The 24,074-nt window shown below is 65.7% G+C and carries 23 protein-coding genes; 10 read left to right on the top strand and 13 right to left on the bottom strand.

The window, feature by feature from the left end:
- Positions 1-80: 80 nt before the first annotated feature.
- Both AKL02_RS04915 and AKL02_RS04910 read left to right on the top strand, forming a co-directional pair.
- Positions 81-605 carry a TRAP transporter small permease gene (locus tag AKL02_RS04915; protein ID WP_083079607.1) on the top strand — a complete coding sequence of 175 codons (525 nt, stop codon included), beginning with the start codon at positions 81-83 and terminating at the stop codon, positions 603-605.
- Between the two features lie 3 nt (positions 606-608).
- Positions 609-1,910, top strand: coding sequence for a TRAP transporter large permease (locus tag AKL02_RS04910; RefSeq protein ID WP_083079605.1), 1,302 nt, complete (start codon positions 609-611; stop codon positions 1,908-1,910).
- Between the two features lie 18 nt (positions 1,911-1,928).
- On the opposite strand, the gene AKL02_RS04905 is transcribed toward AKL02_RS04910, so the two are convergent.
- Positions 1,929-2,438 (bottom strand): winged helix DNA-binding protein, encoded by a 510-nt coding sequence (locus AKL02_RS04905; RefSeq protein ID WP_075776310.1) that lies wholly within the window; start codon positions 2,436-2,438, stop codon positions 1,929-1,931.
- A 59-nt stretch (positions 2,439-2,497) separates the two neighbouring features.
- Positions 2,498-3,301, bottom strand: coding sequence for a crotonase/enoyl-CoA hydratase family protein (locus AKL02_RS04900; protein ID WP_083079603.1), 804 nt, complete (start codon positions 3,299-3,301; stop codon positions 2,498-2,500).
- Between the two features lie 149 nt (positions 3,302-3,450).
- Between AKL02_RS04900 and AKL02_RS04895 the strand changes: the two genes are divergently transcribed.
- A complete protein-coding gene (locus tag AKL02_RS04895; RefSeq protein WP_083079601.1) occupies positions 3,451-4,455 on the top strand; it encodes an LLM class flavin-dependent oxidoreductase in 1,005 nt (334 codons plus the stop codon).
- 75 nt (positions 4,456-4,530) lie between these two features.
- Here AKL02_RS04895 and AKL02_RS04890 read toward each other — a convergent pair whose 3' ends face one another.
- From AKL02_RS04890 to AKL02_RS04875, 4 genes are all read right to left on the bottom strand, one after another.
- Positions 4,531-5,856, bottom strand: coding sequence for a TRAP transporter large permease (locus AKL02_RS04890; protein ID WP_078539874.1), 1,326 nt, complete (start codon positions 5,854-5,856; stop codon positions 4,531-4,533).
- Complete coding sequence (locus tag AKL02_RS04885) at positions 5,853-6,464, bottom strand: TRAP transporter small permease subunit (RefSeq protein ID WP_083079599.1); 612 nt, start codon at positions 6,462-6,464, stop codon at positions 5,853-5,855. The genes AKL02_RS04890 and AKL02_RS04885 overlap by 4 nt, the downstream gene beginning before the upstream one ends.
- Positions 6,465-6,536: 72 nt before the next feature.
- Entirely contained in the window at positions 6,537-7,556 is a 1,020-nt protein-coding gene (locus AKL02_RS04880; RefSeq protein WP_083079597.1) for a TRAP transporter substrate-binding protein, read from the bottom strand.
- Positions 7,557-7,580: 24 nt separating this feature from the next.
- Positions 7,581-8,117: a gluconokinase gene (locus AKL02_RS04875; RefSeq protein WP_198453259.1), complete on the bottom strand. Its 537-nt coding sequence runs from the start codon at positions 8,115-8,117 to the stop codon at positions 7,581-7,583.
- Between the two features lie 108 nt (positions 8,118-8,225).
- Between AKL02_RS04875 and AKL02_RS04870 the strand changes: the two genes are divergently transcribed.
- From AKL02_RS04870 to AKL02_RS04860, 3 genes are all read left to right on the top strand, one after another.
- Positions 8,226-9,248 (top strand): LacI family DNA-binding transcriptional regulator, encoded by a 1,023-nt coding sequence (locus AKL02_RS04870; protein WP_083079595.1) that lies wholly within the window; start codon positions 8,226-8,228, stop codon positions 9,246-9,248.
- Between the two features lie 176 nt (positions 9,249-9,424).
- Complete coding sequence (locus tag AKL02_RS04865) at positions 9,425-10,465, top strand: glycosyltransferase family 4 protein (protein ID WP_083079593.1); 1,041 nt, start codon at positions 9,425-9,427, stop codon at positions 10,463-10,465.
- 165 nt (positions 10,466-10,630) lie between these two features.
- Complete coding sequence (locus tag AKL02_RS04860) at positions 10,631-11,206, top strand: YSC84-related protein (protein WP_078519830.1); 576 nt, start codon at positions 10,631-10,633, stop codon at positions 11,204-11,206.
- Positions 11,207-11,309: 103 nt separating this feature from the next.
- On the opposite strand, the gene AKL02_RS04855 is transcribed toward AKL02_RS04860, so the two are convergent.
- Genes AKL02_RS04855 through dsbD form a run of 3 tightly spaced genes read right to left on the bottom strand, consistent with a single transcriptional unit; the run spans position 11,310 to position 14,598 of the window.
- Positions 11,310-11,924 (bottom strand): DsbA family protein, encoded by a 615-nt coding sequence (locus tag AKL02_RS04855; protein ID WP_078545933.1) that lies wholly within the window; start codon positions 11,922-11,924, stop codon positions 11,310-11,312.
- Positions 11,921-12,673 (bottom strand): L,D-transpeptidase, encoded by a 753-nt coding sequence (locus AKL02_RS04850; protein ID WP_083079591.1) that lies wholly within the window; start codon positions 12,671-12,673, stop codon positions 11,921-11,923. The genes AKL02_RS04855 and AKL02_RS04850 overlap by 4 nt, the downstream gene beginning before the upstream one ends.
- Positions 12,670-14,598: a protein-disulfide reductase DsbD gene (gene dsbD / locus AKL02_RS04845; protein WP_083079589.1), complete on the bottom strand. Its 1,929-nt coding sequence runs from the start codon at positions 14,596-14,598 to the stop codon at positions 12,670-12,672. Before dsbD ends, AKL02_RS04850 begins: the two co-directional genes overlap by 4 nt.
- A 73-nt stretch (positions 14,599-14,671) precedes the next feature.
- On the opposite strand from dsbD, the gene AKL02_RS04840 reads away from it, so the two are divergent.
- Together AKL02_RS04840 and AKL02_RS04835 are read left to right on the top strand one after the other, a co-directional pair.
- Positions 14,672-15,367, top strand: coding sequence for a response regulator (locus AKL02_RS04840; RefSeq protein WP_083079587.1), 696 nt, complete (start codon positions 14,672-14,674; stop codon positions 15,365-15,367).
- A gap of 38 nt (positions 15,368-15,405) precedes the next feature.
- Complete coding sequence (locus tag AKL02_RS04835) at positions 15,406-16,677, top strand: ATP-binding protein (protein WP_083079585.1); 1,272 nt, start codon at positions 15,406-15,408, stop codon at positions 16,675-16,677.
- A 9-nt stretch (positions 16,678-16,686) separates the two neighbouring features.
- Here the strand turns inward: AKL02_RS04835 and AKL02_RS04830 are convergent, their stop codons facing one another.
- From AKL02_RS04830 to AKL02_RS04820, 3 genes are read right to left on the bottom strand one after another with little or no spacing between them, the layout of a single operon-like run.
- Positions 16,687-18,060 (bottom strand): cytochrome c, encoded by a 1,374-nt coding sequence (locus tag AKL02_RS04830; RefSeq protein ID WP_083079584.1) that lies wholly within the window; start codon positions 18,058-18,060, stop codon positions 16,687-16,689.
- 1 nt (position 18,061) lies between these two features.
- Complete coding sequence (locus tag AKL02_RS04825) at positions 18,062-19,657, bottom strand: GMC family oxidoreductase (RefSeq protein ID WP_083079583.1); 1,596 nt, start codon at positions 19,655-19,657, stop codon at positions 18,062-18,064.
- On the bottom strand, positions 19,657-20,373 hold the full coding sequence (locus AKL02_RS04820) for a sugar dehydrogenase complex small subunit (RefSeq protein ID WP_083079581.1): 717 nt from the start codon (positions 20,371-20,373) through the stop codon (positions 19,657-19,659). Before AKL02_RS04820 ends, AKL02_RS04825 begins: the two co-directional genes overlap by 1 nt.
- Positions 20,374-20,749: 376 nt before the next feature.
- Between AKL02_RS04820 and AKL02_RS04815 the strand changes: the two genes are divergently transcribed.
- Complete coding sequence (locus AKL02_RS04815) at positions 20,750-21,610, top strand: NAD(P)-dependent oxidoreductase (RefSeq protein ID WP_083079578.1); 861 nt, start codon at positions 20,750-20,752, stop codon at positions 21,608-21,610.
- Positions 21,611-21,617: 7 nt separating this feature from the next.
- Here AKL02_RS04815 and AKL02_RS04810 read toward each other — a convergent pair whose 3' ends face one another.
- Complete coding sequence (locus AKL02_RS04810; protein ID WP_083079576.1) at positions 21,618-23,501, bottom strand: FAD-dependent monooxygenase; 1,884 nt, start codon at positions 23,499-23,501, stop codon at positions 21,618-21,620.
- Between the two features lie 109 nt (positions 23,502-23,610).
- On the opposite strand from AKL02_RS04810, the gene AKL02_RS04805 reads away from it, so the two are divergent.
- A complete protein-coding gene (locus tag AKL02_RS04805) occupies positions 23,611-24,042 on the top strand; it encodes a MarR family winged helix-turn-helix transcriptional regulator (protein WP_083079574.1) in 432 nt (143 codons plus the stop codon).
- The last annotated feature ends 32 nt before the right edge of the window (positions 24,043-24,074 follow it).

Raw genomic sequence — 24,074 nt, 5'->3', positions numbered from 1 at the left:
CCGATCCGGCCCTTCCGCGTCCCGCGCGGGAGGGCCTTTTTCGATGCTCATCCCCATTTCAAGCGTTCGGAGCTTTCGCCATGCGTCGCCTGCTCGATCAGGTATATCTTCTGTCCGGAGGGATCGCGGCCGTCTCGATCCTCGCGATCTGCCTGCTGGTCACGGCACAGGTCGGGCTGAACGTGCTCGCCCGTCTGGGCGGGCCCGCCCTCTCCTACACGATCCCGTCCTATGCCGATTTCGCGGGCTATTTCCTCGCGACGGCAAGCTTCATGGCGCTGGCCCATACGCTGCGCCACGGCAGCCATATCCGCGTCAATCTCGTGCTGACCCGCCTGCCCGCGCGCGGCCAATGGGTCGCCGAGATCGTGGCGCTCGCGCTTGGCTTCGTGGCCAGCGTCTACGCTGTGTGGTTCGCGACCTCGCTGATGCTCGAGAGCCTGCATTACGGCGATATGTCCACCGGCATCGTCGCGATCCCGATCTGGATCCCGCAATGCGCGATGGTGGTGGGGCTGGGTCTTCTGGCGCTCGCCTTCCTCGACACGCTGATCGAGAGCATCCGCGCCAAGCGCCCGGTGCTCGTCGACGATGTTTCGGAGTAAACCATGTCCGATCCAATGACCTTCGCAATTCTTCTGGGGCTGCTTCTGGTGCTGCTTGCGGGCGGCGTCTGGGTGGCGCTGTCGCTGCTGATCGTGGCGCTGGCGGGGCTGGCCTTCTTCTCCGGCGCGCCGACCGGGCTGGTGATGGCGACCACGCTTTGGGGCCACAGCCATAGCTGGCCGCTCGCGGCTCTGCCCCTGTTCATCCTGATGGGAGAAATCCTGCTGCGCTCACGGCTGTCCGAAGATATGTTCTCCGGCCTCGCCCCGTGGCTTGGGCGCGCGCCGGGCCGCTTGCTGCATGTGAACGTGCTGGGCTGCGCGATCTTCGCCGCCGTTTCGGGCTCGTCCGCGGCAACCGCGGCCACGATCGGGCGGATGTCGGTGCCCGAGCTCACCCGCCGCGGCTATCCCGAGAGCCTCATCCTCGGCACGCTGGCGGGCTCGGCCACGCTGGGCTTCCTGATCCCGCCCTCGGTGATCCTGATCGTCTATGGCGTCGCGACCGAGCAATCCATCGCGCGCCTCTTCATCGCGGGCATCCTGCCGGGGCTGATGCTGGTGAGCCTGTTCGGCGGCTATGTCGCGCTGCGCGCCTGGATGAACCCTGCGTCGATCCCGCGCGAGGACATCAGCCTGAACCTGCGCGAGAAGCTGCGGGCCTCGCGCCGCCTCATCCCGATCGTGATCCTGATCGGCGGCGTGATCGGTTCGATCTATACTGGCGTCGCCTCGCCCACCGATGCTGCGGCAGTGGGCGTGGTCTTCTCGGTGATCCTTGCGATGGCGACGGGCAGCTTCCGCTGGCGCGACTTCAAGGACGCGCTGTTCTCGGCCACCCGAACCAGCGCGATGATCGCCTTCATTCTGCTGGCGGCCTCGGTGCTGTCGGTCTCGATGGGCTTCACCGGCATCCCGCGCAACCTCGCGGCGTGGATCGGCACCTTTGGGCTGTCGCCCACCGCGCTCTTGGCGGTGCTGACGGTGTTCTTCATCCTGCTGGGCTGTTTTCTCGACGGGATTTCGGTCGTGGTGCTGACCACTTCGATCATTCTGCCGATGGTGGAGGCCGCGGGGATCGATCCGCTCTGGTTCGGCATCTACCTCGTGCTGGTCGTCGAGATGAGCCAGATCACCCCGCCCGTGGGCTTCAACCTCTTCGTGATACAGGGGCTGACCGGCTACAACATCCTCAAGGTCGCCCGCGCGGCATTGCCCTTCTTCGGGCTACTGTTGCTGGCGGTTCTGCTGATTACGCTGGTACCGGGGATCGTGACCTACCTGCCCTCACTGATGGGCAACTGACCGAACTAGCGCGCGGCCTCACAGCGAGGAGGCCGCGCGGCTCGCCTGATCGTAATAGCCCGACAGCACGCGCAGAGCCGAGGCGATCTCGCGCAGATCCTCGCCCGCCATCCCGCCTTTCTGGATCGGCTCGAGCAGGCATTCCTCGCGCACTTTGCGATAGCGTTCGCACAGCTCGCGCCCGCTTTCCGAGGTGCGGTAGAACACTTCCTTGCCGCGCTTCTCGGAATCCAGCAGCCCCAGCTTCAACAGCTTGCGCAGCGCATAATTGACCGTATGCGTGTCCTCGATATTCAGGAGAAAGGTGATGTCGTTGAGCCGCTTTTCGCGGTCGCGGTGATTGGTGTTGTGCAGCACGAGGATTTCGAGCGGCGACAGCTCCATCCCCGAAGCCGCCATGCAGCGCTGCATCCATCGCGCGAAGGAGTTGTAGGCGATGATCATCCCGTATTCGAATTCCGAGGCTTCCCAGCCCGGCCCTTCGGCCAGATGGCGGGACGAGACGATGCGGCGTTCTCCTGCGGGCATGAGCGGCACTCTCCTTTCGTGCGTTTACGCCCTCACCTTATAGACATTTCGCTGACATTCTATCCTTGAGAGAAATTCGGCGGGCGCTTTTGCAGGTTCGCCATCACCATTTCCATCTGCGCGGGACCGCCGATGATCTCGGCCTGCAACTCGGCCTCCAGCGCCAACCCGTCGCCGGGCGGCATCGTCCATGCCTGCTCCACCAGCGCCTTGCTCGCCGCCAGCGCCTCGGGGGAGCGCAGGGTGAATTCGGCGGCCATGTCGCGCGCCGCCTGCAGCGGGCTCTCGGTCACCCGCGTGATCAGCCCCAGCGCTTGCGCCTCCTCGGCCTCCAGCACCCGGCCGGTCATCATCAGCTCTTTCGCGACATCCGCGCGGGTCAGTTTCGGCAGGCTCTGCGAGATGCCCATATCGGGGATCAGCCCCCATTTCGCCTCCATGATCGACAGCCGCGCATCGGGCGCCGCGATCCGGAAGTCCGCGCCCAGAGCCAGCTGCATCCCCGCCCCGAAGGCCACGCCCTCGATCGCGGCGATCACCGGCACGGGCAGCCCCGCCCATCGCGTCACCGGGCGCTGAAAGCGGTTCGCGCCCTGCGCATCGCGTTCGGCCATCTGCGCCTTCACCCCCGCTAAATCAGCGGCGAAGCTCTGCATAACGGTCAGGTCGAGCCCGGCCGAGAAACAGCCGCCCGCGCCGCTCACGATCACCGCGCGCAGACCCTTTTGCTGCGACAGGCTCTGCGCCGCCTCGGCCAGCGCATCGAACATCTCCAAGGTCCAGGCGTTCTTCTTTTCGGGGCGATTGAGGGCCACCTCCGCCACGCCTTGCGCGCTCACCGAAATCTGCACCGGGTCGGCCATGTCCATCCTCCTCGCTTGGGTCTGCGCACTATGCAGACCCGCCGCCCCCTCGCAAAGCGGAACGCGGGGTCATAAGTCAGGGATCAACTGCCGCGCGGCGTTGGACAGCTCTGCGCGGCGCGCTAGCTCTGCCCCGACGGAGGTTCCCCATGCAGCAATTCTCACTTCTCGATCTGTCGCCAGTGCCCGAAGGCAAGACCGCAGCCGATGCGCTGGCGGGAACGGCCGATCTGGCCCGGATGGCCGAAGACGCGGGCTATCACCGCTTCTGGCTGGCCGAGCATCACAACATGCCCGGCATCGCCAGCGCCGCGACCTCGGTTCTCATTGGCCATGTCGCCTCGGTGACCAAGACGATGCGCGTCGGCGCGGGCGGCATCATGCTGCCCAACCACGCGCCGCTGGTGATCGCCGAGCAGTTCGGCACGCTCGCCACGCTCTATCCCGACCGGATCGACCTCGGTCTCGGCCGCGCGCCCGGCACCGATGGCGGCACTGCCCGCGCCCTGCGCCGCAACATGTCGCCCGAGGACACCTTCCCCGCGGACGTACAGGAGCTGCTCGCCTATTTCAGCGACGAGGCAGAGACTTTCCGGGTGCGCGCCATTCCGGGCGCGGGCACGCATGTGCCGATCTGGATCCTTGGCTCGAGCCTCTACGGCGCGCAGCTCGCCGCCTATCTCGGCCTGCCCTATGCCTTCGCGTCGCATTTCGCGCCCGACATGCTGGGCGACGCGCTCGACATCTATCGCCGGAGCTTCCGCCCCTCGGCCTATCTCGACAAACCCTATGCGATGATGGCCGCCGGGGTGTTTGCCGCCGACACGGATGAGGAGGCGCAATATCTGCGCTCGTCTCAGGTGCTGGCCTTCGCGCGGCTGCGTTCGGGCAAACCCGGCAAGCTGCCGCACCCGACCGACGATCTGTCCGAAGTACCGCCGCAGATGATGGTTCAGGTGCAGCGCGCGCTGTCCTGCTCGGCCACGGGATCCAAGGACAAGGTGCGCGATGATCTGGCGCGCCTGATCGCGCAATACGAGCCCGACGAGCTGATGGTGACCGGGATGATCCACGACGCGGATGCGCGTCAGAAGTCCTTCAAGATCGCCGCCGAGGTCCTGAGCGAGTTTCGCGAGCAACCCGCGGCGGCCTGAGGCACGGTTCGACACTTAGACATGCAAAGAGGCGGGCCCGAAAGCCCGCCTCTTTTCGTTTCAATCCTTTTCGCTTCAGTGCCCGGTGATCGCCGGGAAGGCCACCAACAGCCCCACTGCAAAGATCTGGATCGCGATGAAGGGCAGCAGCGAGCGGAAGATCTCGCCCAGAGAGATGTCCTTCGGTGCGACCGATTTCAGGTAGAACGCGGCTGGCCCGAAGGGCGGCGACAGGAAGCTCACCTGCATGTTCATCGCGAACACCACGCCGAACCAGACCGGATCGTAGCCGAGGTCTTTCACGATCGGCACGAAGATCGGCATCGTCAGCAGCGCGATCCCCACCCAGTCGAGGAACATGCCGAGGAAGAACAGGATCGCCATCATCGTCAGGATCACGATGATCGGGGTGTCCGAAACGCCTTTCAGCAGCGACGAGACAAAGTCGATCCCGCCCATCAGGTTGAACACGCCGACCAGAGCCGATGCCCCGATACCGATCCAGACGATCATCCCGCAGGTCGCGAGCGTCTGCAGCGCGGCCCCTTTGAGCATCGAGAGCGTCAGCTCGCCCCGGATGATCGTCGAGAGCATCACGCCCGCCACACCGAGCGCCGAGGCCTCGGTCACCGAGGCGATCCCGCCATAGATCGAGCCCAGCACGAAACCGATCACCAGCACAGGCAGGACGAGTCCCTTGAGCAGCTTGATCTTCTCGGACCACGGACGGTCGTCGGGCTCCGGCATAGGGGCCAGATCGGGGTTCAGCTTCACCCGGATGATCACGAAGATCACGTAGAAGGCCGCGAGCATGAAGCCCGGGATGAAGGCCGAGGTGAACAGATCCCCGATCGAGACATTCGCGGTCAGGCCGTAGATGATCAGAACGATCGACGGCGGCACCATCGTGCCCAGCGAGCCGCCCGCGCAGATCACACCGATGGCGAGCTTTCGGTCGTAGCCCTGGCGGATCATCTGCGGCAGAGCCAGAAGACCCAGCAGGACGATCTCGCCACCGATGATGCCCGACATCGCCGCGAGGATGACCGAGACGAAGATCGTCTGCACCGCCACCGCGCCGCGCATCCGGCCGCCAACGAGTTTCATCGCCTCGAACAGATCGCGCGCGATGCCCGATCGGTCCAGCAACGCCGCCATCATCACGAACATCGGCACCGAGACGAAGACGAAGCTTGAGACGAAGGAATAGACGCGGCTGGTGATCAGCGGCACCGCCATCGGCCCGAACCAGCCAAGCGCGAAGATCAGCGCGACGAGCAGCGTCACGAAGGCCAACGGCATGCCGGTTAGCAGAAGACCGATCAGCAGCGCGAAAAGAAGAACCGTGCCATAGCCGATGCCCAGCGCGGAGAGGTCGAAACTCAGAAGATGTTCGATCATTTACCCACCTCCGATGCGAAGGCGCCGCGCAGGTAGTTCACCGCCATGATGATGAATTGCACAACCATGAGACAGAGCACCACGAGAAGGAAAATCTTGAGATAGGCCGGGAATGGCGGATCCCAGGCGCTGCCCGAGGTCTCGAAATGGACATCGCCACCGGGGCGGAACGTCGCCTTCATCACCATGCCGTAGGCGGCCCAGGCGAAGAAGCCGGCCGCGAAAAGGCAGATCAGCGAGATGATCGCGTCGAGGATGCGCTTCGCCCGGCCGGTGACCATGTCGTAGATCAGCACGACGCGGATATGGCTGTTGCGCACGACGCAGTAGAGCCCGCCATAGACGAAGGCCATCGCGCAGAGGAAGATCGTCGTCTCATGCGCCCAGATCGTCGGGCTGTCGAAGCCGTAGCGCAGCACGACCTCGTTCAGGAGGATCAGCGCGGAGGCGATGATGCCGAGCGCGAAGACGATGCCCACCGCGTTGATCGCGCGGCCGAGGATGCCCGCCTCGGGGATGGTCGCCGCCTCGTCCTCGTTTTGCACCGGTTCCGGCGTGTGCGGATCATGTGCGGGGTGATCCACCCCGTTATTCTCGGGTTGTGACATTGCAAAAACCGCTGCTGTCAGGAAACTGGAAAAGATGCGGGGCCGCGATCGCAGCCCCGCACCGATAGGATATCAGAGAAGGTTGTTCTTCTTCAGGTAGGCGGTCAGGACGTCATAGACGTGCTGCGCCTTGTCCGACTTCTTGGCAACCTTTTCCCACTGGGTGATCGCGATGCGGCGGAACTTGGCGCGCTCTTCGGCCGACCAGTCGTGGACGTGGATCTTGCCGCCTTCTTCAGCCTTGGCCACGGCCTTCTTGTCGGCCTCTGCGAGGTCGCTGACTTCCTTGTCCGCGAATTGCTTCACCGACTCTTCGAAGGCTTTCTGCAGATCGGGCGAGAGCGACTCCCATTCCTTCTTGTTCATCGCGACGCCCACGAGCGGCATCGAGTGGAAGCCCGGATAGACCGGGTTCGGCGCGATGTCGTTGAGGCCCTGCGCCTGGTTGGTCGAGAACACGGTGTAGTCGGCCGCATCGATCACGCCCTTGTCGAGCGCGGTGTAGACTTCCGAACCCGGCAGGTTCACCGGAGCAGCACCCGCCGCTGCGAAGACGTCCTGCACGAGGCCTTCCGGCGCGCGCATCTTCAGACCCTTCAGGTCCGCCACGCCGTCGAGCGGCACTTTCGAGACGAGCGACTCGAGGCCCGTCGTGGTCGAGCCGACGTAGTGCAGGCCATAGGGCTGGAACAGGTCGTTCGCGAGTTGCTGTCCACCGCCATTGTTCATGAAGTCCAGCAGCTGATCAGTGCTCGACCATGCGCCGACCGGGTTACCCAGCAGCGAGAAGGCCGGGTCTTTCCCCGCGAAATAGGAGATGTCGGTGACGATGCCGTCGATGATGCCGGCGCCGGTGGCGTCCAGCGTTTCGTTATGCTCGACGACGGAGCCCACGGGCATCATCTCGATCTGAATCTGGTCGTCGGTGCGCTCTGCGAGGTCCTTCGCCCAGTTCTGCTGAAGTTCGAAGTTCGGGTTACCCGCCGGGTCCGAGCTCTGGAACTTGTACTTGTGGGTTTCGGCATTCGCAGCGCTGGCCAGCGCCACGACGGCGACGCTCGCGAGGGCGATTTTACGGATCGGTTTCGTCATGGTGTCCTCCCTTAAAAGACGAAATCAAACTTGAGGAGCCGTGAGGCCCCAGGCGTTCAATATCTGCGCACAAAGCGCCTCGGGCGCTTCGCGGATATCGCAGCTCAGCGGGGCCTCGTCGGGCCCCGGCATTTCCAGATCGGCCAGCTGACTGTCGAGCAGCGCGATCGGCATATAGTGGTTTTCCCGCGCGGCCATCCGCTCGGCGATCAGGTCGCGCGGCCCGGTGAGATGCGCAAGATGCATCACGCCGAGACTTTGGCGCAGGCGATCCCGGTATGAGTGCTTGAGCGCCGAACAGGCGAAAACGACCGTCCTGCCGTCGCACCCCGCCTCGATCACACCCTTCGCGACAAGGTCGAGCCAGTCCCAGCGCATCTCGTCGTTGAGCGGCAGACCGGCGGCCATATGCGCGACATTCTCAGGCGGGTGAAAATCGTCAGCATCGAGGAACACGCCGTCCACGGCCTCTGCCACGAGCCGCGCCACCGTCGTCTTGCCGGTGCCGCAAACGCCCATCACAAGGACCGGTGTCGCGTTCGCATTGCTGCTGTTTACCATCTTGCCTTACCGGGTTCGCAGGTGTTTCTTGGACACAGAGGCGTAATGTAAGCGGTTACATTCGTCAATCGCCCTTTCAAAAAAGGGGTGCGACCACGGGGAGGGGCAATGAATAAAAACAATGTAAACAAATCAGTTACGATGCGCGACGTCGCCGATCATGTCGGTGTAAGCGTTGCCACTGTTTCGCGCACCCTGCGCAATCCCGAGGTCGTCTCGCCGGCGGTGCGGGACAAAATCGCCGCCGCAATCGAATCGCTCGGCTACCTGCCGGACCCTGCGGCCCGCGCCCTCGCCTCGACGCGGTCGGACATTATCGGGGTGATCCTGCCCTCGGTGTCGAACAACGTCTTTGCCGATGTGATGGACGGGATCTATTCGGCGGTCGAGGGCACGCATCATTCGGTCCAGCTCGGCTATTCGCGCTACGCGCCGCTGTCGGAAGAGAACCTGATCCGCGTCTTCCTGCGCCAGCGCCCCGCCGGGCTGATCGTGGCCGGGATCGATCAGACCGAGGCCGCGCAGGCGCTGTTGCGCGAGGCGGGCTGTCCGGTGGTGCAGATCATGGAGACCGGCAGCAACCCCTATGACCGGATGATCGGGTTCTCGCATTACGATGCCGCCCGCGCCGCCACCGCGCATCTGATCGCGCAGGGCTATCGCCGCCCCGGTTTCTTGGGCGCGCGAATGGATCCGCGCACGCAGCGCCGCCTGCACGGGTTCCGCGACGAGCTGCGTGCCCATGGCATCGAAGAAGGCAAGCGCATCCAGACGACCACCCGCCCCTCCTCTGTGACGCTGGGCAGTCATCTGCTCGCGCAGCTGATGGATCTCGCCCCCGAGACCGACGCGATCTTCTGCATCAATGACGACCTCGCTCTGGGGGCGATGTTCGAAGCGCAGCGCCGCAATCTGCGGATCCCGGACGATCTGGGCATCTGCGGGTTCAACGACATGGAGATGATGGCCGCCGCGGAGCCCTCGATTTCCTCGGTGCGCACGTTCCGCCGCGAGATGGGCGAAGGCGCGGTGCAACTGATCCTCGATGCGCTATCGGGCAGCGCCACGCAGGAAAAGATCGTCGACCTCGGCTTTCAGATCATCCAGCGTCGATCCACGCGCGGGCACTGAGCGCGCTGAAGGCGCTGACCGCCGCGACCTCTGATTAAGGAATGCTCTGGAGTTCGGTTGTCCCCCTCGCCCTCGTGGCGGTCGCGGCCTATCTCGCAATTGAGCGGGTCGAACGCGCCGTGCTGCGCCGCTACGGGGCCGAGCAACGCGCCAGATAAGATCGGGAGAGACATGACATGACGCCAGCCGTTTTCGCCATTCCGGGGGATATCACGCAACTGACCGGCGGCTTCATCTACGAGCGCAAGCTGCTCGAAGCTCTGCGGGCCGAGGGTCGCCGCGTGGAGCATCTGGAACTGCCGCCCGGCTTCCCCGATGCAACGCCCGAGGAGACCAAGACCGCGCGACGTCAACTGACCGCCATTCCCGCGGAGGTGCCGGTGATCATCGACGGGCTGGCCTTTGGCTCGATCGACCCGGAGGTGCTCGACGCGATGTCCGCGCCCGTGGTGGCGATGCTGCACCATCCGCTGGGACTCGAGACCGGGCTGACCGAGGACCGCGCGCAGAACTTGCTGACACGGGAGGCAGAGAACCTGCGCCGCGCCGCCCATGTCGTCGTGCCGAGCCCGCATACCAGCGCCATTCTGCAAAAGGAGTTCGGCGTCGCCCCGGAGCGGATTTCGATCGCGCTGCCGGGCTTCGACCGTCCGCCGGTGGTCGAAGGCGCGAAACCCACTCCGCCGCTGATCCTCGCGGTCGGGCTATTGGCGCCGCGCAAGGGCCATGACGTGCTGATCGACGCGTTGGCGGAAATCGCCGATCTGGACTGGCGCGCGCAGATCGTGGGCAGCGCGCAGGACCCGGAGGTCGCCGACGCGCTCGCGGCAAGGATCGCACGGCTCGGCCTGAGCGAGCGGGTGCAGCTTGCCGGACGGATGGAGCGCGACGCTCTGAATGCAGCCTATCGCGCGGCCTCGATCTTCGCGCTGGCGACGCGCTACGAGGGCTACGGGATCGTCTTCGGCGAGGCGATGCTGCACGGGCTCCCCATCGTGACCTGCCGCACGGGCGCGGTGCCCGACACGGTGCCGCCCGATGCCGGGATTCTCGTGCCTGTGGACGCGCATCTCGACTTCGCCGAGGTACTGCGACAGCTTCTCCAAGACGCGGATCTGCGGCAGCGAATGGGCGCGGCCTCGGCGGTGGCGGGCACCGCCCTGCCGGATTGGCGCGACACAGCGGCGATCATGGGATCAGTGCTCGACAGCCTCTGAGCTGCACCGAAAATCGGGCCATTTTGCCTCTACCCTCCGGGCGCGCGAATTCACGGATCGCGCCTTCGGTTCCGACACGATTTTTTGCCCTATGTGATTGATCCGAAAAGGAACGTTAAGCGTGCGGGGCCGTTTCATTTTCGTAATTTCAAAAGGAGGCATCTCATGAAATCCAAGACCCGCACCCTCACCGCAGGTATCGCCGCAACCCTGATGGGCACGATGGCGCTCGCAGGCTCGCCCGCCAATGCGATGGACCACGCGAAAGGCGTCAAGCCGCGTCCGGATCTCGACAAGCACGTGGCCGCTGCGCTTCAGCAATGCGCCAGCCTCCAGGAGACCTGCCAGCAGGTCGCGACCAATTCCGCGGCCGTTCTGGTCTTCCCCGAAGTGACGACGGTCGACCTCGGCATCGGCGGTTCGGGCGGCTCCGGCGCGCTGATCGAGAACGGTAAGGTTCAGGGCTATTACGACATCGGCAAGGCGTCGGTCGGTCTCCAGCTCGGCGCCAAGCAGGCGAGCCAGATCTACGTCTTCCCGACGAAGAAATCGGTCAGCGAAGTCGAAAACGGCGGCGAATGGCATGTCGGCGCGGGCGCGGGCATCACCGTCGTCAACGCCAATGCGACCGCGAATGTCGAGACCGGCAAGCCGCGCGTCTATGTCTTCGACAGCTCGGGCCTGAACGGCGGCGCGAAGGTCAGCACCCTGCGCATCTGGAAAGACGGCGACAACAGCTGATCGCAGGCGTTTTCCCCGTCTGGGGGAGGCCCGCGATGAGAATGGCCCCGGGGTTCGCTTCACCCCCGGGGCCTTTTGTTTTTCCGGCGAAGTAGCGCGCGGCTCAGGCCTGGCGCGCGTCGCTGATCGCCTTGCGCAGGGTGTCGGCATCGACCGCGCCGGGATAGACGTCGCGCCCAACGATATAGGCGGGGGTGCCGCGCAGCCCGATCGCCACCGCCTGCGCATCATTGCGCGACAGCAGCGCGTCGATCTCCTTGCGGTTGGCCTTGTAGCCCGCCATCGCCTTGTCCGGATCGACACCGGCCTCGGAGAGCGTCTTCTCGATCAAGTCGTTCGACAGCTTTCCTTGCGTCGCCATCAGCGCCTCGAGACCCGCTTCGTATTTGCCCATGCTCTGCGCGCCCAGCACGAGTTGCGAGGCGTAGACGGACGGCGCACCGAAGATCGGCCAGTCCTTCATCACGACGCGCAGATTGCCGTCTTCCTTCGTCACCTTCTCGACCACCGGGTGGTTCGATTTGCAGTAGGGGCACTGGTAGTCGAAATATTCGACCAGCGTGATGTCCCCATCCGGGTTACCGAGCGCGGGCGCTTTGGGATCGTGGAACACGGCTTCGGGCGAAATGTCGGCCTGCGCGAGGCTCGCCGTCGGCAGGATCAGCGTGGAGCCCGCAGCAACGCCTGCGAGGGTGAGGAAATTCCGGCGATCGATCATGTGTCGTCTCCTGTGGTTTGGGGGAAATCTTTGGGTGTGTAGGGAACGGGCGGCAGCGGCTGGCCCGGCGGCACCGTGCCCTTGCCGCTCTCGGCACGGGTCAGCACGACGACATGCGTGCCGGAGCGGACGCGGTCGGCGAGGTCGATGATGTCCTGATTGAACAGCCGGATGCAGCCCGCCGAGGTCGCCTTGCCGATTGAACTGTCATCCATCGTTCCGTGAATGCGGTAGAGCGTGTCCTTGTTCCCGCGATGCAGGTAAAGCGCCCGCGCGCCGAGCGGATTGTCGAGGCCACCTTCAAGCCCGTCCTTCACCGGCCCATAAAGCTCGGGGTCTTCCTTGATCATGCTTCGCGTCGGCGTCCAGCTCGGCCAGTCGCGCTGATAGGGGATATGCCCCTCGCCGGAAAAGCCGCGCCCGTCCTCGCCCACGGCGACCGTGTAGCGCAGCGCGCGGTTGTTCTTCTGCACGAGGTAGAGCTTGCGCGCCCAAGGGTCGACGACGATCGTGCCGGGCGGCTCGTCGGTCCAGTAATCGACCTCCTGACGGGCTTTCTCCTCGCTCAGCAGTTTCGGGTCCACCGCCGGGATCGTGCGGCCGTCATCCTCCATCTGGCTGTAAATAGCCTTCACCCGCGCACTCAGCTGCGGCGCTTGCGGCGCGGGTTGCGGGGCCGGGCTAGGAGGCTCGGGCGCGCAGGCTGCGAGGGCGATCAGCGCGAGAGGGGCGAAGCGGATAGGGTTCATTGAGCGATCTCCGAAAGCGAGGTCGTGAGTTTCGGCGCGGTTACATCCCCGATCAGCCGGGTGCCCTGCGCCTCCGAATGGTCGGGGCTGAGGAAGATCAGCGTCGGCGGGCCGATCACGCCCAACTGCTTGAGGAGCGCCTGCTGCGGCGCGCCGGTCTTGGTCACATCGACCGCGATGGGCGTGACGTGGCGCAACGCCGCCTGCACCTGAGGGTCGGGGATCACCTCGCGCGCGATGGTGGCGCATTCGGTGCACCATTCGGCCGTGGTGATCAGCATCACCGGCGCGCCCTTTGCCGCGGCAAGCGCCGCATCGAGCGCTTCGGGCGTCTCGACATGGGCGAAGTCATCCTCCGTCAGCACGTCCGGCGTGGCGGCCATGACAGTCTGGCCTGCGGTGAAGGGCGCGAGGGGGCGCAGCGGATCGGCAGCCCCACTCGCCGCGCCAATACCTTCGAGCGCACCGGCCAGCAGCGCCGCGACACCCAGCGCGCCGCCCACGCGGCGCAGGCCCGAGCTTTCCGGTCCGAACCGGTCGCGACCGCCCAGGGCCACGCCTGCGCCGATCAGCAGCAGCGCCCAAAGCGCGAGGATCGCAGGCCCCGCGACGACGCGGCTCAAGAGCCAGATCGCGACGCCAAGGAAGACGAAACCGAAGGCGCGGTTCACGCCGACCATCCATTCGCCCATGCGCGGTAGGATCGCCGAGCCGAAGAGGCCCACGGCCATCAGCAACACGCCCTGCCCCAGCCCCAGCGCAAACAGCGCCGAAGCTCCGAGCCCCGCATCGCCCGTCTGCGCGATATAGAGGAAGGCACCGGCCAGCGGAGCGGTCACACACGGCCCGACGATCAGCGTCGATGTGAAGCCGAGGATCGCCGCTCCCGCCAGCGTGCCGCGCGGCCCCTGCACGGAGCTCACCTTGTTGGTCAGCGCCTGCGGCAGGCGCAGCTCGAACAGGCCGAAGGAGGACAGCGCGAGGACGGCGAACAGCAGCGCCAGCGCGATCACCGTCGCAGGGGCCTGCATCAGGAATTGCAGGTTCTGCCCCGACCACGCCGCCACGATGCCGAGAAGCCCGAAGGCCACGGCCATCGCCAGCACATAGGTCCCGGTCAGCGCCAATCCGCGCGCGGGCGTCAGGTCTTTGCCTTGCGCGCCAAGCATCCCGGCGACGATCGGCACCATCGGCAGCACGCAAGGCGTGAAAGCCAGAAGCAGACCGAAGCCGAAGAAGGACGCCACGACCAGAGCCCAACCGCCCTTCGCCGCGATCCCCGCGACGAGGCCGTCATCCGAGGAGAGGCTCAGGCTGTTTCCGTCGCCCTTGGAGGCGGATGCGGGAGGCGTGGGAGTATCAGCCTCGGAAGTCGCGGCAGGCTCGGACGGCGCGGCGCTCTGCGCATAATCCGGCACCCCGGCGGCCTGGTTCGATTGCGTCGCGCCGGATGCAGACGCAGTCGCAGCCCCACCCGGCGGCACGATCTCGCGGCTTTGCGGCGGGTAGCACAGCCCCTTTTCCTCGCAGCCCTGCCAGTGCAGCGTGAAGGGCCCGGTAATGTCGCTCACCACCGCCTCGGTATGATCGTGCCAGACCTCGACCGTGCCGAAATTCGGATCGTCCTTCATCTCGCCCGGCTGCGTCTCGATGACGGGCGCATGGCCACCCTCGGCGCTGACCGTCAAGTGCTCGCGATAGAGGTAATAGCCCGGCGCGATGTCGAAGGAGACCGCGAGCGTTCCGTCATCCTGCCACTCGGTCTCGACCTGAAATGCCTCTTCGGGCGACAGCGGACCGCTGCCTCCCTTGGGCTTCAGAAGATCAAAGCTTTGCGCCGCAGCGAGGCCGGGCAGTAGCAACGAGATCAGAAACACGCCCCAGAGGGCGCGCAGCGATAGACGGGAAAGAGCCTTTGCGTTCATGTTGGCCGGATCGCGGGCGAAGCTTAAGTCAGTCTTAAGATTCGTGCGGTGTATCCGCCGCGAAGGAGAAAAGATGCGCATACTCGTCGTCGAAGATGACAGCATATTGGCGGACGGCCTGCGGGTCGGGCTCGGCATGGCCGGGTTCACCGCCGATGTCGTGTCCTGCCTCGAAGATGCGCGCGCGGCGCTGGCGGGGGCGGAATATCGCGCGCTCGTGCTGGACCTGATGCTGCCCGATGGCTCCGGGCTCGATCTGCTGCGCGAATTGCGCGCGGGCCGCGCCGGGCTGCCGGTCCTGCTGCTGACCGCGCGCGATCAGGTCGAGGACCGGGTCGCGGGGCTGGATGCAGGCGCGGATGACTATCTCGGCAAGCCCTTCGATCTGGACGAGCTGGCCGCCCGGCTGCGCGCCCTTTCGCGTCGGTCGGACGGGCGGGCGGCGGCGCAGATTTCCCATGCCGGGCTCGAGCTCGACCCCGGCACCCGCAGCGCGGCCTTCAACGGCCAGCCGCTGAAACTCTCGCGCCGCGAATTCGCGGTGTTGCAGGCGCTGGCCGAACGCCCCGGACGGGTGCTCGCGAAATCGGACCTCGAAGACCGGCTCTACGGCTGGGATGAGGAAGTCGAGAGCAACGCCGTCGAAGTCCATATCCACCATCTGCGCGCCAAGCTCGGGCGCGATTTCATCGAAACCCTGCGCGGCATCGGCTACCGCCTGCGCCCAGAGGAGACCTCGCCATCTCGCTCCGCCTCCGCCTCTTCCTGATCCTCACCGGCGCGACGCTGGCCGTCTGGCTGTCCGCCATGTTCTGGATCGAGAATTCCACCCGCGCCGAGGTGACGCGGGTGCTCGATGCGCGACTGGTGGAGGCGGCGCGGATGGTCTCGTCGCTGGTCTCGAAAAACCAGATTGCGCTGAACCGGGACGGTCCCGCACAGATCACGCTGTCGCATGACGAGAGTTACGAACATCAGCAATTCTGCCAGATTTGGTCTTTCACTCAAGGGCTCGTCGGACGCTCGAACGGGGCGCCGCGCGCGCAGCTGGTGCCCGCCGATGCGACCGGCTTCCGCGATGTGACACGCGACGGCAAGGACCTGCGGGTCTACACGATCATCGATCCCGATCTGGGCGGGCAGGTCACGGTGGGCGACAGTCTCGCGATGCGCAACCGGCTGGTGCGCGATGTGATAGAGGGGTTCCTCTGGCCCGCGCTGGTGATCCTCCCGGTGATGTGGGGGCTGATCTGGTTTGCGATCTCGCGCGGTCTGGCACCGCTCGATCGGTTCGCCCGCGATCTGGACGCGCGGCCGAGCGAGGATCTACGCGCCCTGCCCGGCACCGCGCGACAGCCGCGCGAAATCCGCCCGCTCGCAGGCGCGCTCGACGACCTTCTGGCGCGTCTGGCTGCGGCGCGCGGACGCGAAAGGGAATTCATCGCCTATGCCGCGCATGAGATGAAAACGCCGCTCGCCGGGCTGAAGACGCAGGCCCATATCGCGCGCCACGCGCCCGATACCGACACGCGCGAACACGCGCTCGCCGCGATCTCGACCTCGGTGGACCGGACCGACCGGATGGTGCGCCAACTTCTCGATCTGGCGCAGGTGGACAGTCGCGAGGCGCGTGCCACGTCGGTGGAGCTGAACGGGCTCCTGCGGCAGGTGCTCGGCGATCTGGCGGGGCTGGCCACGCGGCGCGGCGTGACGCTGGAACTCTATAGCGCGCCGGACGCGCCGACGGTGGAAGACGACCCGCTGCTTCTGTCGCTCGCCCTGCGCAACCTGATCGAGAACGCGGTGCAGGCGAGCCCGGACGGCGCGGCGATCAAGGTCAGCGTGACCACCTCCGGCGCTGCGCTTTTGGTCGACATACACGACCACGGGCCGGGCCTGCCGCCCGAAATCGCGCAGCAGGCGGGGCAGAAATTCGTCAAGGGCAAGGGCGCGGATGCGAATGGCTCTGGCCTCGGCCTTTCGATTGCGCACGACGCGCTGACCCGTCTGAGCGGCACGCTCAGCTTCGAGATGCGCGCGGACGGACATCATACGCGGGTCGATCTGCCTGCCGCGTGAGGTGCGGCGTCAGGCCCTGCGCCGCGTCCGCATCACGGCCCAACCGATCAGCGCCAGTACCAGAAGCACCGCCACGGCGATCGCCGCCCAAGCCAGCTGCGCGGCGTTCGCGATGATCCAACTGACCTGCTGCTTGCCGCTCAGGATAGTGGCGACGCTGCCTTTGGTCACCTCGCCGTCGACGCCGCCGAAATTGGTGCGGACATAGCTCGCAACCGAAGCGATCTGCGCGTCGCTCATCGTGCGCTGGAACCCCGGCATGGCGACGTGGCGCGCATCGCCCGGCATGTTGATCCCATGCGCGATCACCTGCACGACATTTGCCGCATTCGCCGCGCGCACGTCGGAGATCTCGGACAGCGGTGGCGCGGCGGTCCCCTGCCCATTCATCCCGTGGCAGGTCGCACAAGCACCTTGATAGAGCGTCGCCCCGTCTGTCGTGTCGTGGCCGACCACGGATTGCCAATCGCCGTTGGGCACCTCGAGCGCGGCAAGGTCGAGCGTCGCCTGACCGTCGGGTCCGCTGGCCTCGGGCTGCGTGTCGACCGGCTTCACAGCCTTCAGGTATTTCGCAATCGCCGTGAGGTCGTCGCTCGACAGCTTCGAGGTGGAGCGCGAGACCACGAGCCCCATCTCGCCGCCCGCGACGGCGTGCGCATTTCGGCCCTTGCTGAGATAGGCCACGATATCGGCCTCGCTCCAGTCGCCCAGACCGCCTTTGTCAGACGGCGTGAGGTTCGGCGCATACCAACCGTTCAGCATCCCCCCGGCGAGGTGTTTGCTGGTATCCTCCTGCATCAGCGTCCCGCGCGGGCTGTGGCAGGAGGAGCAATGCTCCAGCGTCTCCACCAGATAGCGCCCGCGCTGAAGCTGATCGCCCGCGACATCCACCGCGCCGGGCGGATGGCCCTTGTCGAGGAACAGCGTGTTCCAGCCCATCATCGCCGGACGCACGAAGGGAAAGCCCAGATCGGTCTCGGGCACCTCGTTCTCGACGGGTTTGACCTGCTTGAAATAGGCCCAGAGCGCTTTCACATCGGCATCGGTCAGGCCGGTGTAATGGGTGTAAGGCATCGCGGGATAAAGCCACGTGTCGGACTTGCCGCGACGCAGGGCGCCTTCGAATTCGGTCTCGGTCATGTCGCCGATCCCGGTCTTCTGGTCGGGCGTGATGTTGGGCGCATAGATCGCGCCGATAGGGCTTTCGATCTTCTCGCCGCCCGAGAAATTCTCCGCGTGACAGGAGGAGCAATCCCCCGCGATGGCGAGGTATTTGCCGCGCTTCACGAGCTCGCCTGCCGAAGCATCGGAGCCCGATTGCGCATTCGCCGCAAGCGGGGAGATCGCGGCGAAGGCGGCGGTGGCCAGGATCAGAACACGCATCTCAAAGCTCCTTCGCGATGGTCTGGCCCGCACGGATCGCAAGCGCCATGCCGGTCAGCGTCGGGTTCACCCCGCCCGCCGTCGGCATCACGCCGGTCGTCACAAGGAACAGGTTCTCGTGGTCGAAACAGCGCAGATCGGCGTCGCAGACCGCCTCTTCGGCCTTGCTGCCCATGACTGTCGTGCCCATCACGTGCTGCTGGCAAATAAACTTCTCGGGCGCGGAGACGCGGGTGCCGCCGGTCGCCTGCAGAAAGCGCGCGTAATCCTCCATCAGCCGCGGCAGGTTCGCCTTGGTGTAATCCGAGAGCTTGTAGGTCAGTTTGATGCCGGGCAGCCCCACGGCGTCGGTCCACGAGGGATTCACCTCGATCCGGTTCGCGGGATCGGGAAGGTCTTCGGTCAGCGCCTCGGCGGTGAAAACGCGGGCCGAGTGGTCGCGGATCTTCGCGTCGAGCTCGGGGCCGAGCGTGCCGTCCTTCAACAGCCCCTGGGCGATGCCTTCCTCGGGTGGCGCATTGAGCAGGTCGTAGCGCGTCGATGGCACTTTGTCGCGGTCGGGAAGCGCGCGGCGCTGCATGATCGCACCGTGAATATTCTGGCCGCGCCCGGTCCAGTAGGGCTCGGGCGAAAGCCATGTCATGTCGATCGTCGGGTGGATCATCAGCCGCCGCCCGACCATGTCGGAGCTGTTCGCGAGATCGTTCATCAACAGGAGCTTCGGCGTCTCATAGCCATGCGCGGCGATCACGAACATCTTCGCGGTCAGTCGCGTGCGGTCGCCTTCGGGATTGATATAGGAGAGCGCCGTGATCTTGCCGTTGTCGCCGGTCTCGATCTTGTCGACGATGGCCTGCGTGCGGATCTCGACGCCCAGATCGCGGATCTTCTGAACCACGTGATAGCCCGAATGCTTCGCACCGATCGGGCAGTTCCAGTTGCAGATATTGTTGCCGATACAGGCGGGCCGGTTATCGTAGGGTTGCGACAGCCGTGACGAGGGCGCGATATCGACGCGGAACCCCATCGACGCCACCTGCTGCTGCAACCTCTGGGTCGCATAGGGTTTCGCCTCGGGCGGCAGCGGATAGGGTTTCGAGCGCGGCGGATAGGTCTCGCCCTTGCCCAGACCGCTCTCGTCGAAGCCTTTCTGGCCGTTCACGCCGATCTCGTATTCGGCCTGCGTGTAGAAGGGCTCCAGATCGTCGTAGCTGATCGGCCAGTCCTCGGCGATGCCATAGGTCGAGTGCATTGCCATGTCCTCGGGCAAGAGCCGCCACGTCGCCGCCGTCCAGTGCCGCGACGTACCGCCCAACACCCGCAGCGTGCCGGGAAACACATCCAGCCCGCCGGTCAGATGCGGATCGACATAGCCCGGCGTGAAGCTGTTGGGCGCATAGGGCACATCGCCGAAGGGATCGTTGAAGTTGTTCTTGCGCGGCGAGTTGCGCCAGTTCTCGGTGACTTTCCAATCGGGGATGTCGGGGCCTGCCTCCAGCACGATCACCGAATGGCCCGCCTGTGCGATCTGCTGCGCGGCCAGACCGCCGAGCGAGCCCGACCCGACCACAATCACGTCTGCATCGAAATCAGCCATTACTGTGCCTCCTGCTGGGAGTCGGAATTGGATGCGGGGTTCGGCGAGCCACTGGCACCTCGGGAGCCGTCTCCGCTGTCCGCGCCTTGCGCTTTGCGGGCGGCGTCGACGCTGTCGGCCTCGCCCTTGGCATAGGCCAGCCATGCCGGATCGGGAACTTGCAGCTCGTAGCTGGATTTCGGCTGGTACTCCCAGCTCGTGGCCTCCTCGGGAAGGTCCGAGGCATCGACACCTTCGGGCACCGCTTCCCACCAGCCTGCCCCGCCGGAGGGGTAAGTCTGCAGGGGTACGATGTCGCTCACCTTCGTCAGGGCCTGCGCCTCGAGGAAGGTCGCGAATTCAGCATCGTCTTTCAGGATGCGCGCGGAGGGGGAGCCGGTGAACCCGAGATACCACGGCTTCGCGATGTTCAGCGCGAAGGTGGTCTGGTCGTCGCTCAGCCCGTCGATCGCGGCGGCGCGGTCCTTGCCGTCGAACGCTTTTGCGAGGCCGTCCAGCTTGCCGGCAAAGCCTGCATCGGCGCCGGCCAGAAGCTTCTCGATCCGCGCGGCGGTTTCCTTCGAGAGGCTGTCATTGCCGCAGATCGCGCGGCTCACGGAAAGAAAGGCATCGCTGGGCGCGGCGCTATCGGCGGCGCGGGCGAAACCGGGTGTCAAACTTGCAAGTGGCACGGTGCCTGCCAGGGCGATCAGGAAATGTCTGCGGTCGAGGCTCATGGCATCCTCCTCCCGGGGCTAAAAACGGAGCGTAAGCAACAGCCATGCGCAGTGACCCTCAATCCCCGCGCAATCGCGCGGATGGAGCGGTCGGGTCGTGGCTGCCTTCGTCATAATCGTGACGCTTTCACGCATTCGGGGTGGCGTAGGTTGACGGTAGGGCCGCAGTCGGGGCCAGCAACCGCCCGCTACCGCACGTTATCGTCAAGGAACAAAGGCCGCGGGATGCGCGTTCAATATCCCCTCACGTTTTCTCGCAAACGAACGCGGCCGCGTCTGAAATCGGCCCGGTCACCGGGATGTGCGCACCACGCCCGGAACTTCGCGAAGGCACCTCGCATTCGGCCAGCAACACCCTCACAAACAGGAGCAGAGCATGGCAAAGATCGCATTTCTAGGCATGGGCGCGATGGGCTCGCGGATGGCGCGGACCCTTATGGATGCGGGCCACGATCTGATCGTCTGGAACCGGACGCCGGAGCGCTGCGCGCCGCTCGTCGAGGCCGGGGCCACGCAGGCCGACACCCCGCGCGACGCCGCAGCACAGGCCGAGTTCACGATCTCGATGCTGCGCGACACCGAGGTCTCGCGCGAGGTCTGGTGCGACCCCGAGACCGGTGCCTTCGCCGGGCTGCCCGAAGAGGCCATTGCGATCGAAAGCTCGACCATCACGCCCGAGGGGGCGGCAGAGCTCGCCAGCTATGCCACCGCGCAGCAGCGACGCTTTCTCGAAGCGCCGGTCTCGGGCACCCTGCCGCAAGCCGAGAACGGTGTGCTGGTCTATTTCCTCGGCGGTGAGGCCGAGACCGCAGGCCGTGTGCATGACGTGCTGGACCCGCTCGCCAAGGCGCAGCACCATGTCGGCACCTGGGGCATGGGCGCGCGGATGAAGCTTGCGACGAATGCGATGCTGGGCGTTCAGGTCGCCGCTTGGGCCGAGATCATTCCGATGCTGGAGCGCGGCGGCATGGATATCGATCTCGCGCTGGAGGCGCTGTCCTCCACCCCGATCTGGACGCAGAACGCGCCCTATATCACCGGCACGATGGAGCGCTCGGATTTCACGCCGCAATTCCCGGTCGATCTGATCTCGAAGGACTTCCGCTATGCCATCGCCGAGGGCGGGGACGCACGGATGCCGATGACCGAGGCCGCGAAACGCCTCTTCGCGCGGGCCAGCGAGGCCGGTCATGGCGCAGAGAACATGACCGGCGTCGTGCAGGTGAACCGCGACTGACGCGCCCTCAGCCTGCCGATTGCGGGATCAGGATGCGGTCGAAGAAATCCGCGACCGCATCCACCGCATCGAGCGGCAAGACCTGCGCAACATATTGATCGGGCCGCAGCACCAGCAAGGCGCCCTGCGCCCGGTTGATGCCGCGCAGATCGAATATGTCCGGGCCGGTGACGGCGGGACAGAAGGCCTTCTCGTAATCGACCAGCCCGTAGCGCCCCTTCTTGGGACGCAGGAGCGCGGGCAGTGCCTCGATGCGCATCTCGCGATGGGGCGTCTGGAAGACCGCGCGCAGGTCGATGACGCTGTCGATATCCGTGCCCTCCGGCGTGAAGCGATGAAGCAGCTCCTCCGGCCCATCGAGCCGGTCGCATAGCTGCGCGATCGCCCCGCCCGCCTCGCCGGTGTCTTCCGTCGGCGCAAACGCCAGAAGCCGCCAGCGCCCATCCGCCTTGAACGCATGTCCCAGCTGAACCGGCTTCGCATCCGCCAAACGCACCACCGGCGCGGAGTGGAAGCGCTTGCCCACGATCTGCCCGGCGGCCAGCGCCTGATGCGCCGCGTCGCCGATCAGAAGCCCCGGCGCGTATTGCGTCTCGACCCCGGCGGTATAGCGCCCGTGCTTCTGGAAATAGGCCTGAAACTGCGCCTCTTCCTCCTTGGTCTGCGGCTTCGCGCTGAACAGCCGCGCCATGTCGCGGTCGAAATCGATCAATTCCTGCGCCTTGGCCTGCCGCTCCTCCGAATAGCTCTGCAGAAGCTCGGGCCGCGCCTGTCCGCGCAGCACGGCGGCCACTTTCCAGCCGAGGTTGAACGTGTCGGCCATCGAGACGTTCATCCCCTGCCCCGCCTTCGGGCTATGGGTGTGGCAGGCGTCACCCGCGATGAAGATACGCGGCTCGGACGCGCCGTTCCCGCCCCTGTCGCTGTCGTCGAACCCGTCGCACACACGCTGGCCGATCTCATAGGCCGACCACCACGCGACCTCCTTAACCTCCAGCGTATAGGGGGCAAGGATGGCCTGCGCCTTCTCGATCAGCATCTCGGCGCTGACATTGCGATCCGCGGCGCGCTCGTCGCCATGCAGCGCGTCGAGCTCGATATAGAGCCGCACCAGATAGCCGCCCTCGCGCGGGATGATCAGGATGCTGCCCTCGGTTGCCGACTGGATCGCCGCCTTGAGCCGGATATCGGGAAAATCGGTGACCGGCAGCACATCCATCACGCCCCAAAGCTGGCGCGCGGATTCGCCGTGCAATTCGTGCCCGATGGATTTGCGCACCGTGCTGCGCGCACCGTCGCAGCCGACGACATAGCGCGCGCGGATCGTCTCGGTCTCGCCCGGCGCATCGAGGCAGTCGAATGTCGCGACGAGCGGGTAATCGGGATCGTCGGTGCGGGTGAGCGTGGTCAGCGCGCGATCGTAATCCGGGGTCAGACGGCGTGCACCGTTTTGCATCTTCTCGAGGTAGAAATCATGGACCCGCGCCTGATTGAGGATGACATGCGGCATCTCTGAGAGATCATCGGCCACGTCCTGAATCCGGTCGGCCCGTTGCAGCCCCTCGCCTTGCGCACCGGGCCGCCAGAAGGCGACCTCGTTCACCCAATAACCCTCTTTCATCACCTTCTCGGCGAACCCGAAGGCCTCGAACATCTCGACCGAGCGGCAGGCGATGCCATCCGCCTGCCCGACTTCGAGCGGGCCGGGTTTGCGCTCGGTGATGCGCACGGAAATCTCGGGGAAGGCTGCAAGCTGCGCCGCAAGGGTCAGCCCTGCCGGGCCGCAGCCGACGATCAGCACATCGACCGTGTCGAGCGTCTCCCCCGCCTGCGGATGACGCGGCGCGATGGCCGGATCGCCGGTAGTGAACCCGTTCAGATGAAACTGCATAGCGCGCCCTCCCAATTGATATGTATACTTATCATTAGCGGAAAGGCTGGCGCGGCGTCAATATAGTAAGTACACTTACCTAAATCACAGAAGACCCGGAGCGCATCCCATGCCGAACGAATTTGAGACCATGCCCGGCCACCTGATCCGGCGGCTGAACCAGCGTTCGACGGCGGTGTTCCAGAAGCGGATCAAGGACGCCCCGGTGGAACTGACCTCGGTGCAATTCGCGGCGCTCGACGCTCTGTCGCGTGAGCCGGGAATGGATCAGGCGCAGCTGGCCGCGCGCATCGCCTATGACCGCGCGACGATCGGCGACGTGGTGAAGCGGCTGGTGCAGAAGGGGCTTGTCGCGCGGGCCGTCAGCGAGACGGATCGGCGCGCGCGCAGCCTGCATCTGACGCCCGAGGGGGCAGCCGCACTGGAGGGCGCGCGGCCCGTGGTGACGCGGCTGCAGGCGGAAATCCTGGAAGGGTTGAGCGAGGAGGAGGCCGCGCAGTTCATCGCGCTTGCCCGCAAGGCGGTCGCCCCGCAGGACTGAAAAGGGAGGCGGATCGCGCCGCCTCCCCCAAT

Source organism: Thioclava electrotropha (assembly GCF_002085925.2).
In the GTDB taxonomy this organism is placed as follows: Bacteria; Pseudomonadota; Alphaproteobacteria; order Rhodobacterales; family Rhodobacteraceae; genus Thioclava; species Thioclava electrotropha.
This window is presented reverse-complemented; position numbering and strand designations above follow the sequence as displayed.

Excerpts from the sequence above, each read along its gene's own strand:
- AKL02_RS04915 (WP_083079607.1), top strand. The coding sequence starts at position 81 with ATGCGTCGCCTGCTCGATCAGGTATATCTTCTGTCCGGAGGGATCGCG.
- AKL02_RS04910 (WP_083079605.1), top strand. The coding sequence starts at position 609 with ATGTCCGATCCAATGACCTTCGCAATTCTTCTGGGGCTGCTTCTGGTG.
- AKL02_RS04905 (WP_075776310.1), bottom strand. The coding sequence starts at position 2,438 with ATGCCCGCAGGAGAACGCCGCATCGTCTCGTCCCGCCATCTGGCCGAA.
- AKL02_RS04900 (WP_083079603.1), bottom strand. The coding sequence starts at position 3,301 with ATGGCCGACCCGGTGCAGATTTCGGTGAGCGCGCAAGGCGTGGCGGAG.
- AKL02_RS04895 (WP_083079601.1), top strand. The coding sequence starts at position 3,451 with ATGCAGCAATTCTCACTTCTCGATCTGTCGCCAGTGCCCGAAGGCAAG.
- AKL02_RS04890 (WP_078539874.1), bottom strand. The coding sequence starts at position 5,856 with ATGATCGAACATCTTCTGAGTTTCGACCTCTCCGCGCTGGGCATCGGC.
- AKL02_RS04885 (WP_083079599.1), bottom strand. The coding sequence starts at position 6,464 with ATGTCACAACCCGAGAATAACGGGGTGGATCACCCCGCACATGATCCG.
- AKL02_RS04880 (WP_083079597.1), bottom strand. The coding sequence starts at position 7,556 with ATGACGAAACCGATCCGTAAAATCGCCCTCGCGAGCGTCGCCGTCGTG.
- AKL02_RS04875 (WP_198453259.1), bottom strand. The coding sequence starts at position 8,117 with ATGGTAAACAGCAGCAATGCGAACGCGACACCGGTCCTTGTGATGGGC.
- AKL02_RS04870 (WP_083079595.1), top strand. The coding sequence starts at position 8,226 with ATGAATAAAAACAATGTAAACAAATCAGTTACGATGCGCGACGTCGCC.
- AKL02_RS04865 (WP_083079593.1), top strand. The coding sequence starts at position 9,425 with ATGACGCCAGCCGTTTTCGCCATTCCGGGGGATATCACGCAACTGACC.
- AKL02_RS04860 (WP_078519830.1), top strand. The coding sequence starts at position 10,631 with ATGAAATCCAAGACCCGCACCCTCACCGCAGGTATCGCCGCAACCCTG.
- AKL02_RS04855 (WP_078545933.1), bottom strand. The coding sequence starts at position 11,924 with ATGATCGATCGCCGGAATTTCCTCACCCTCGCAGGCGTTGCTGCGGGC.
- AKL02_RS04850 (WP_083079591.1), bottom strand. The coding sequence starts at position 12,673 with ATGAACCCTATCCGCTTCGCCCCTCTCGCGCTGATCGCCCTCGCAGCC.
- dsbD (WP_083079589.1), bottom strand. The coding sequence starts at position 14,598 with ATGAACGCAAAGGCTCTTTCCCGTCTATCGCTGCGCGCCCTCTGGGGC.
- AKL02_RS04840 (WP_083079587.1), top strand. The coding sequence starts at position 14,672 with ATGCGCATACTCGTCGTCGAAGATGACAGCATATTGGCGGACGGCCTG.
- AKL02_RS04835 (WP_083079585.1), top strand. The coding sequence starts at position 15,406 with ATGTTCTGGATCGAGAATTCCACCCGCGCCGAGGTGACGCGGGTGCTC.
- AKL02_RS04830 (WP_083079584.1), bottom strand. The coding sequence starts at position 18,060 with ATGCGTGTTCTGATCCTGGCCACCGCCGCCTTCGCCGCGATCTCCCCG.
- AKL02_RS04825 (WP_083079583.1), bottom strand. The coding sequence starts at position 19,657 with ATGGCTGATTTCGATGCAGACGTGATTGTGGTCGGGTCGGGCTCGCTC.
- AKL02_RS04820 (WP_083079581.1), bottom strand. The coding sequence starts at position 20,373 with ATGAGCCTCGACCGCAGACATTTCCTGATCGCCCTGGCAGGCACCGTG.
- AKL02_RS04815 (WP_083079578.1), top strand. The coding sequence starts at position 20,750 with ATGGCAAAGATCGCATTTCTAGGCATGGGCGCGATGGGCTCGCGGATG.
- AKL02_RS04810 (WP_083079576.1), bottom strand. The coding sequence starts at position 23,501 with ATGCAGTTTCATCTGAACGGGTTCACTACCGGCGATCCGGCCATCGCG.
- AKL02_RS04805 (WP_083079574.1), top strand. The coding sequence starts at position 23,611 with ATGCCGAACGAATTTGAGACCATGCCCGGCCACCTGATCCGGCGGCTG.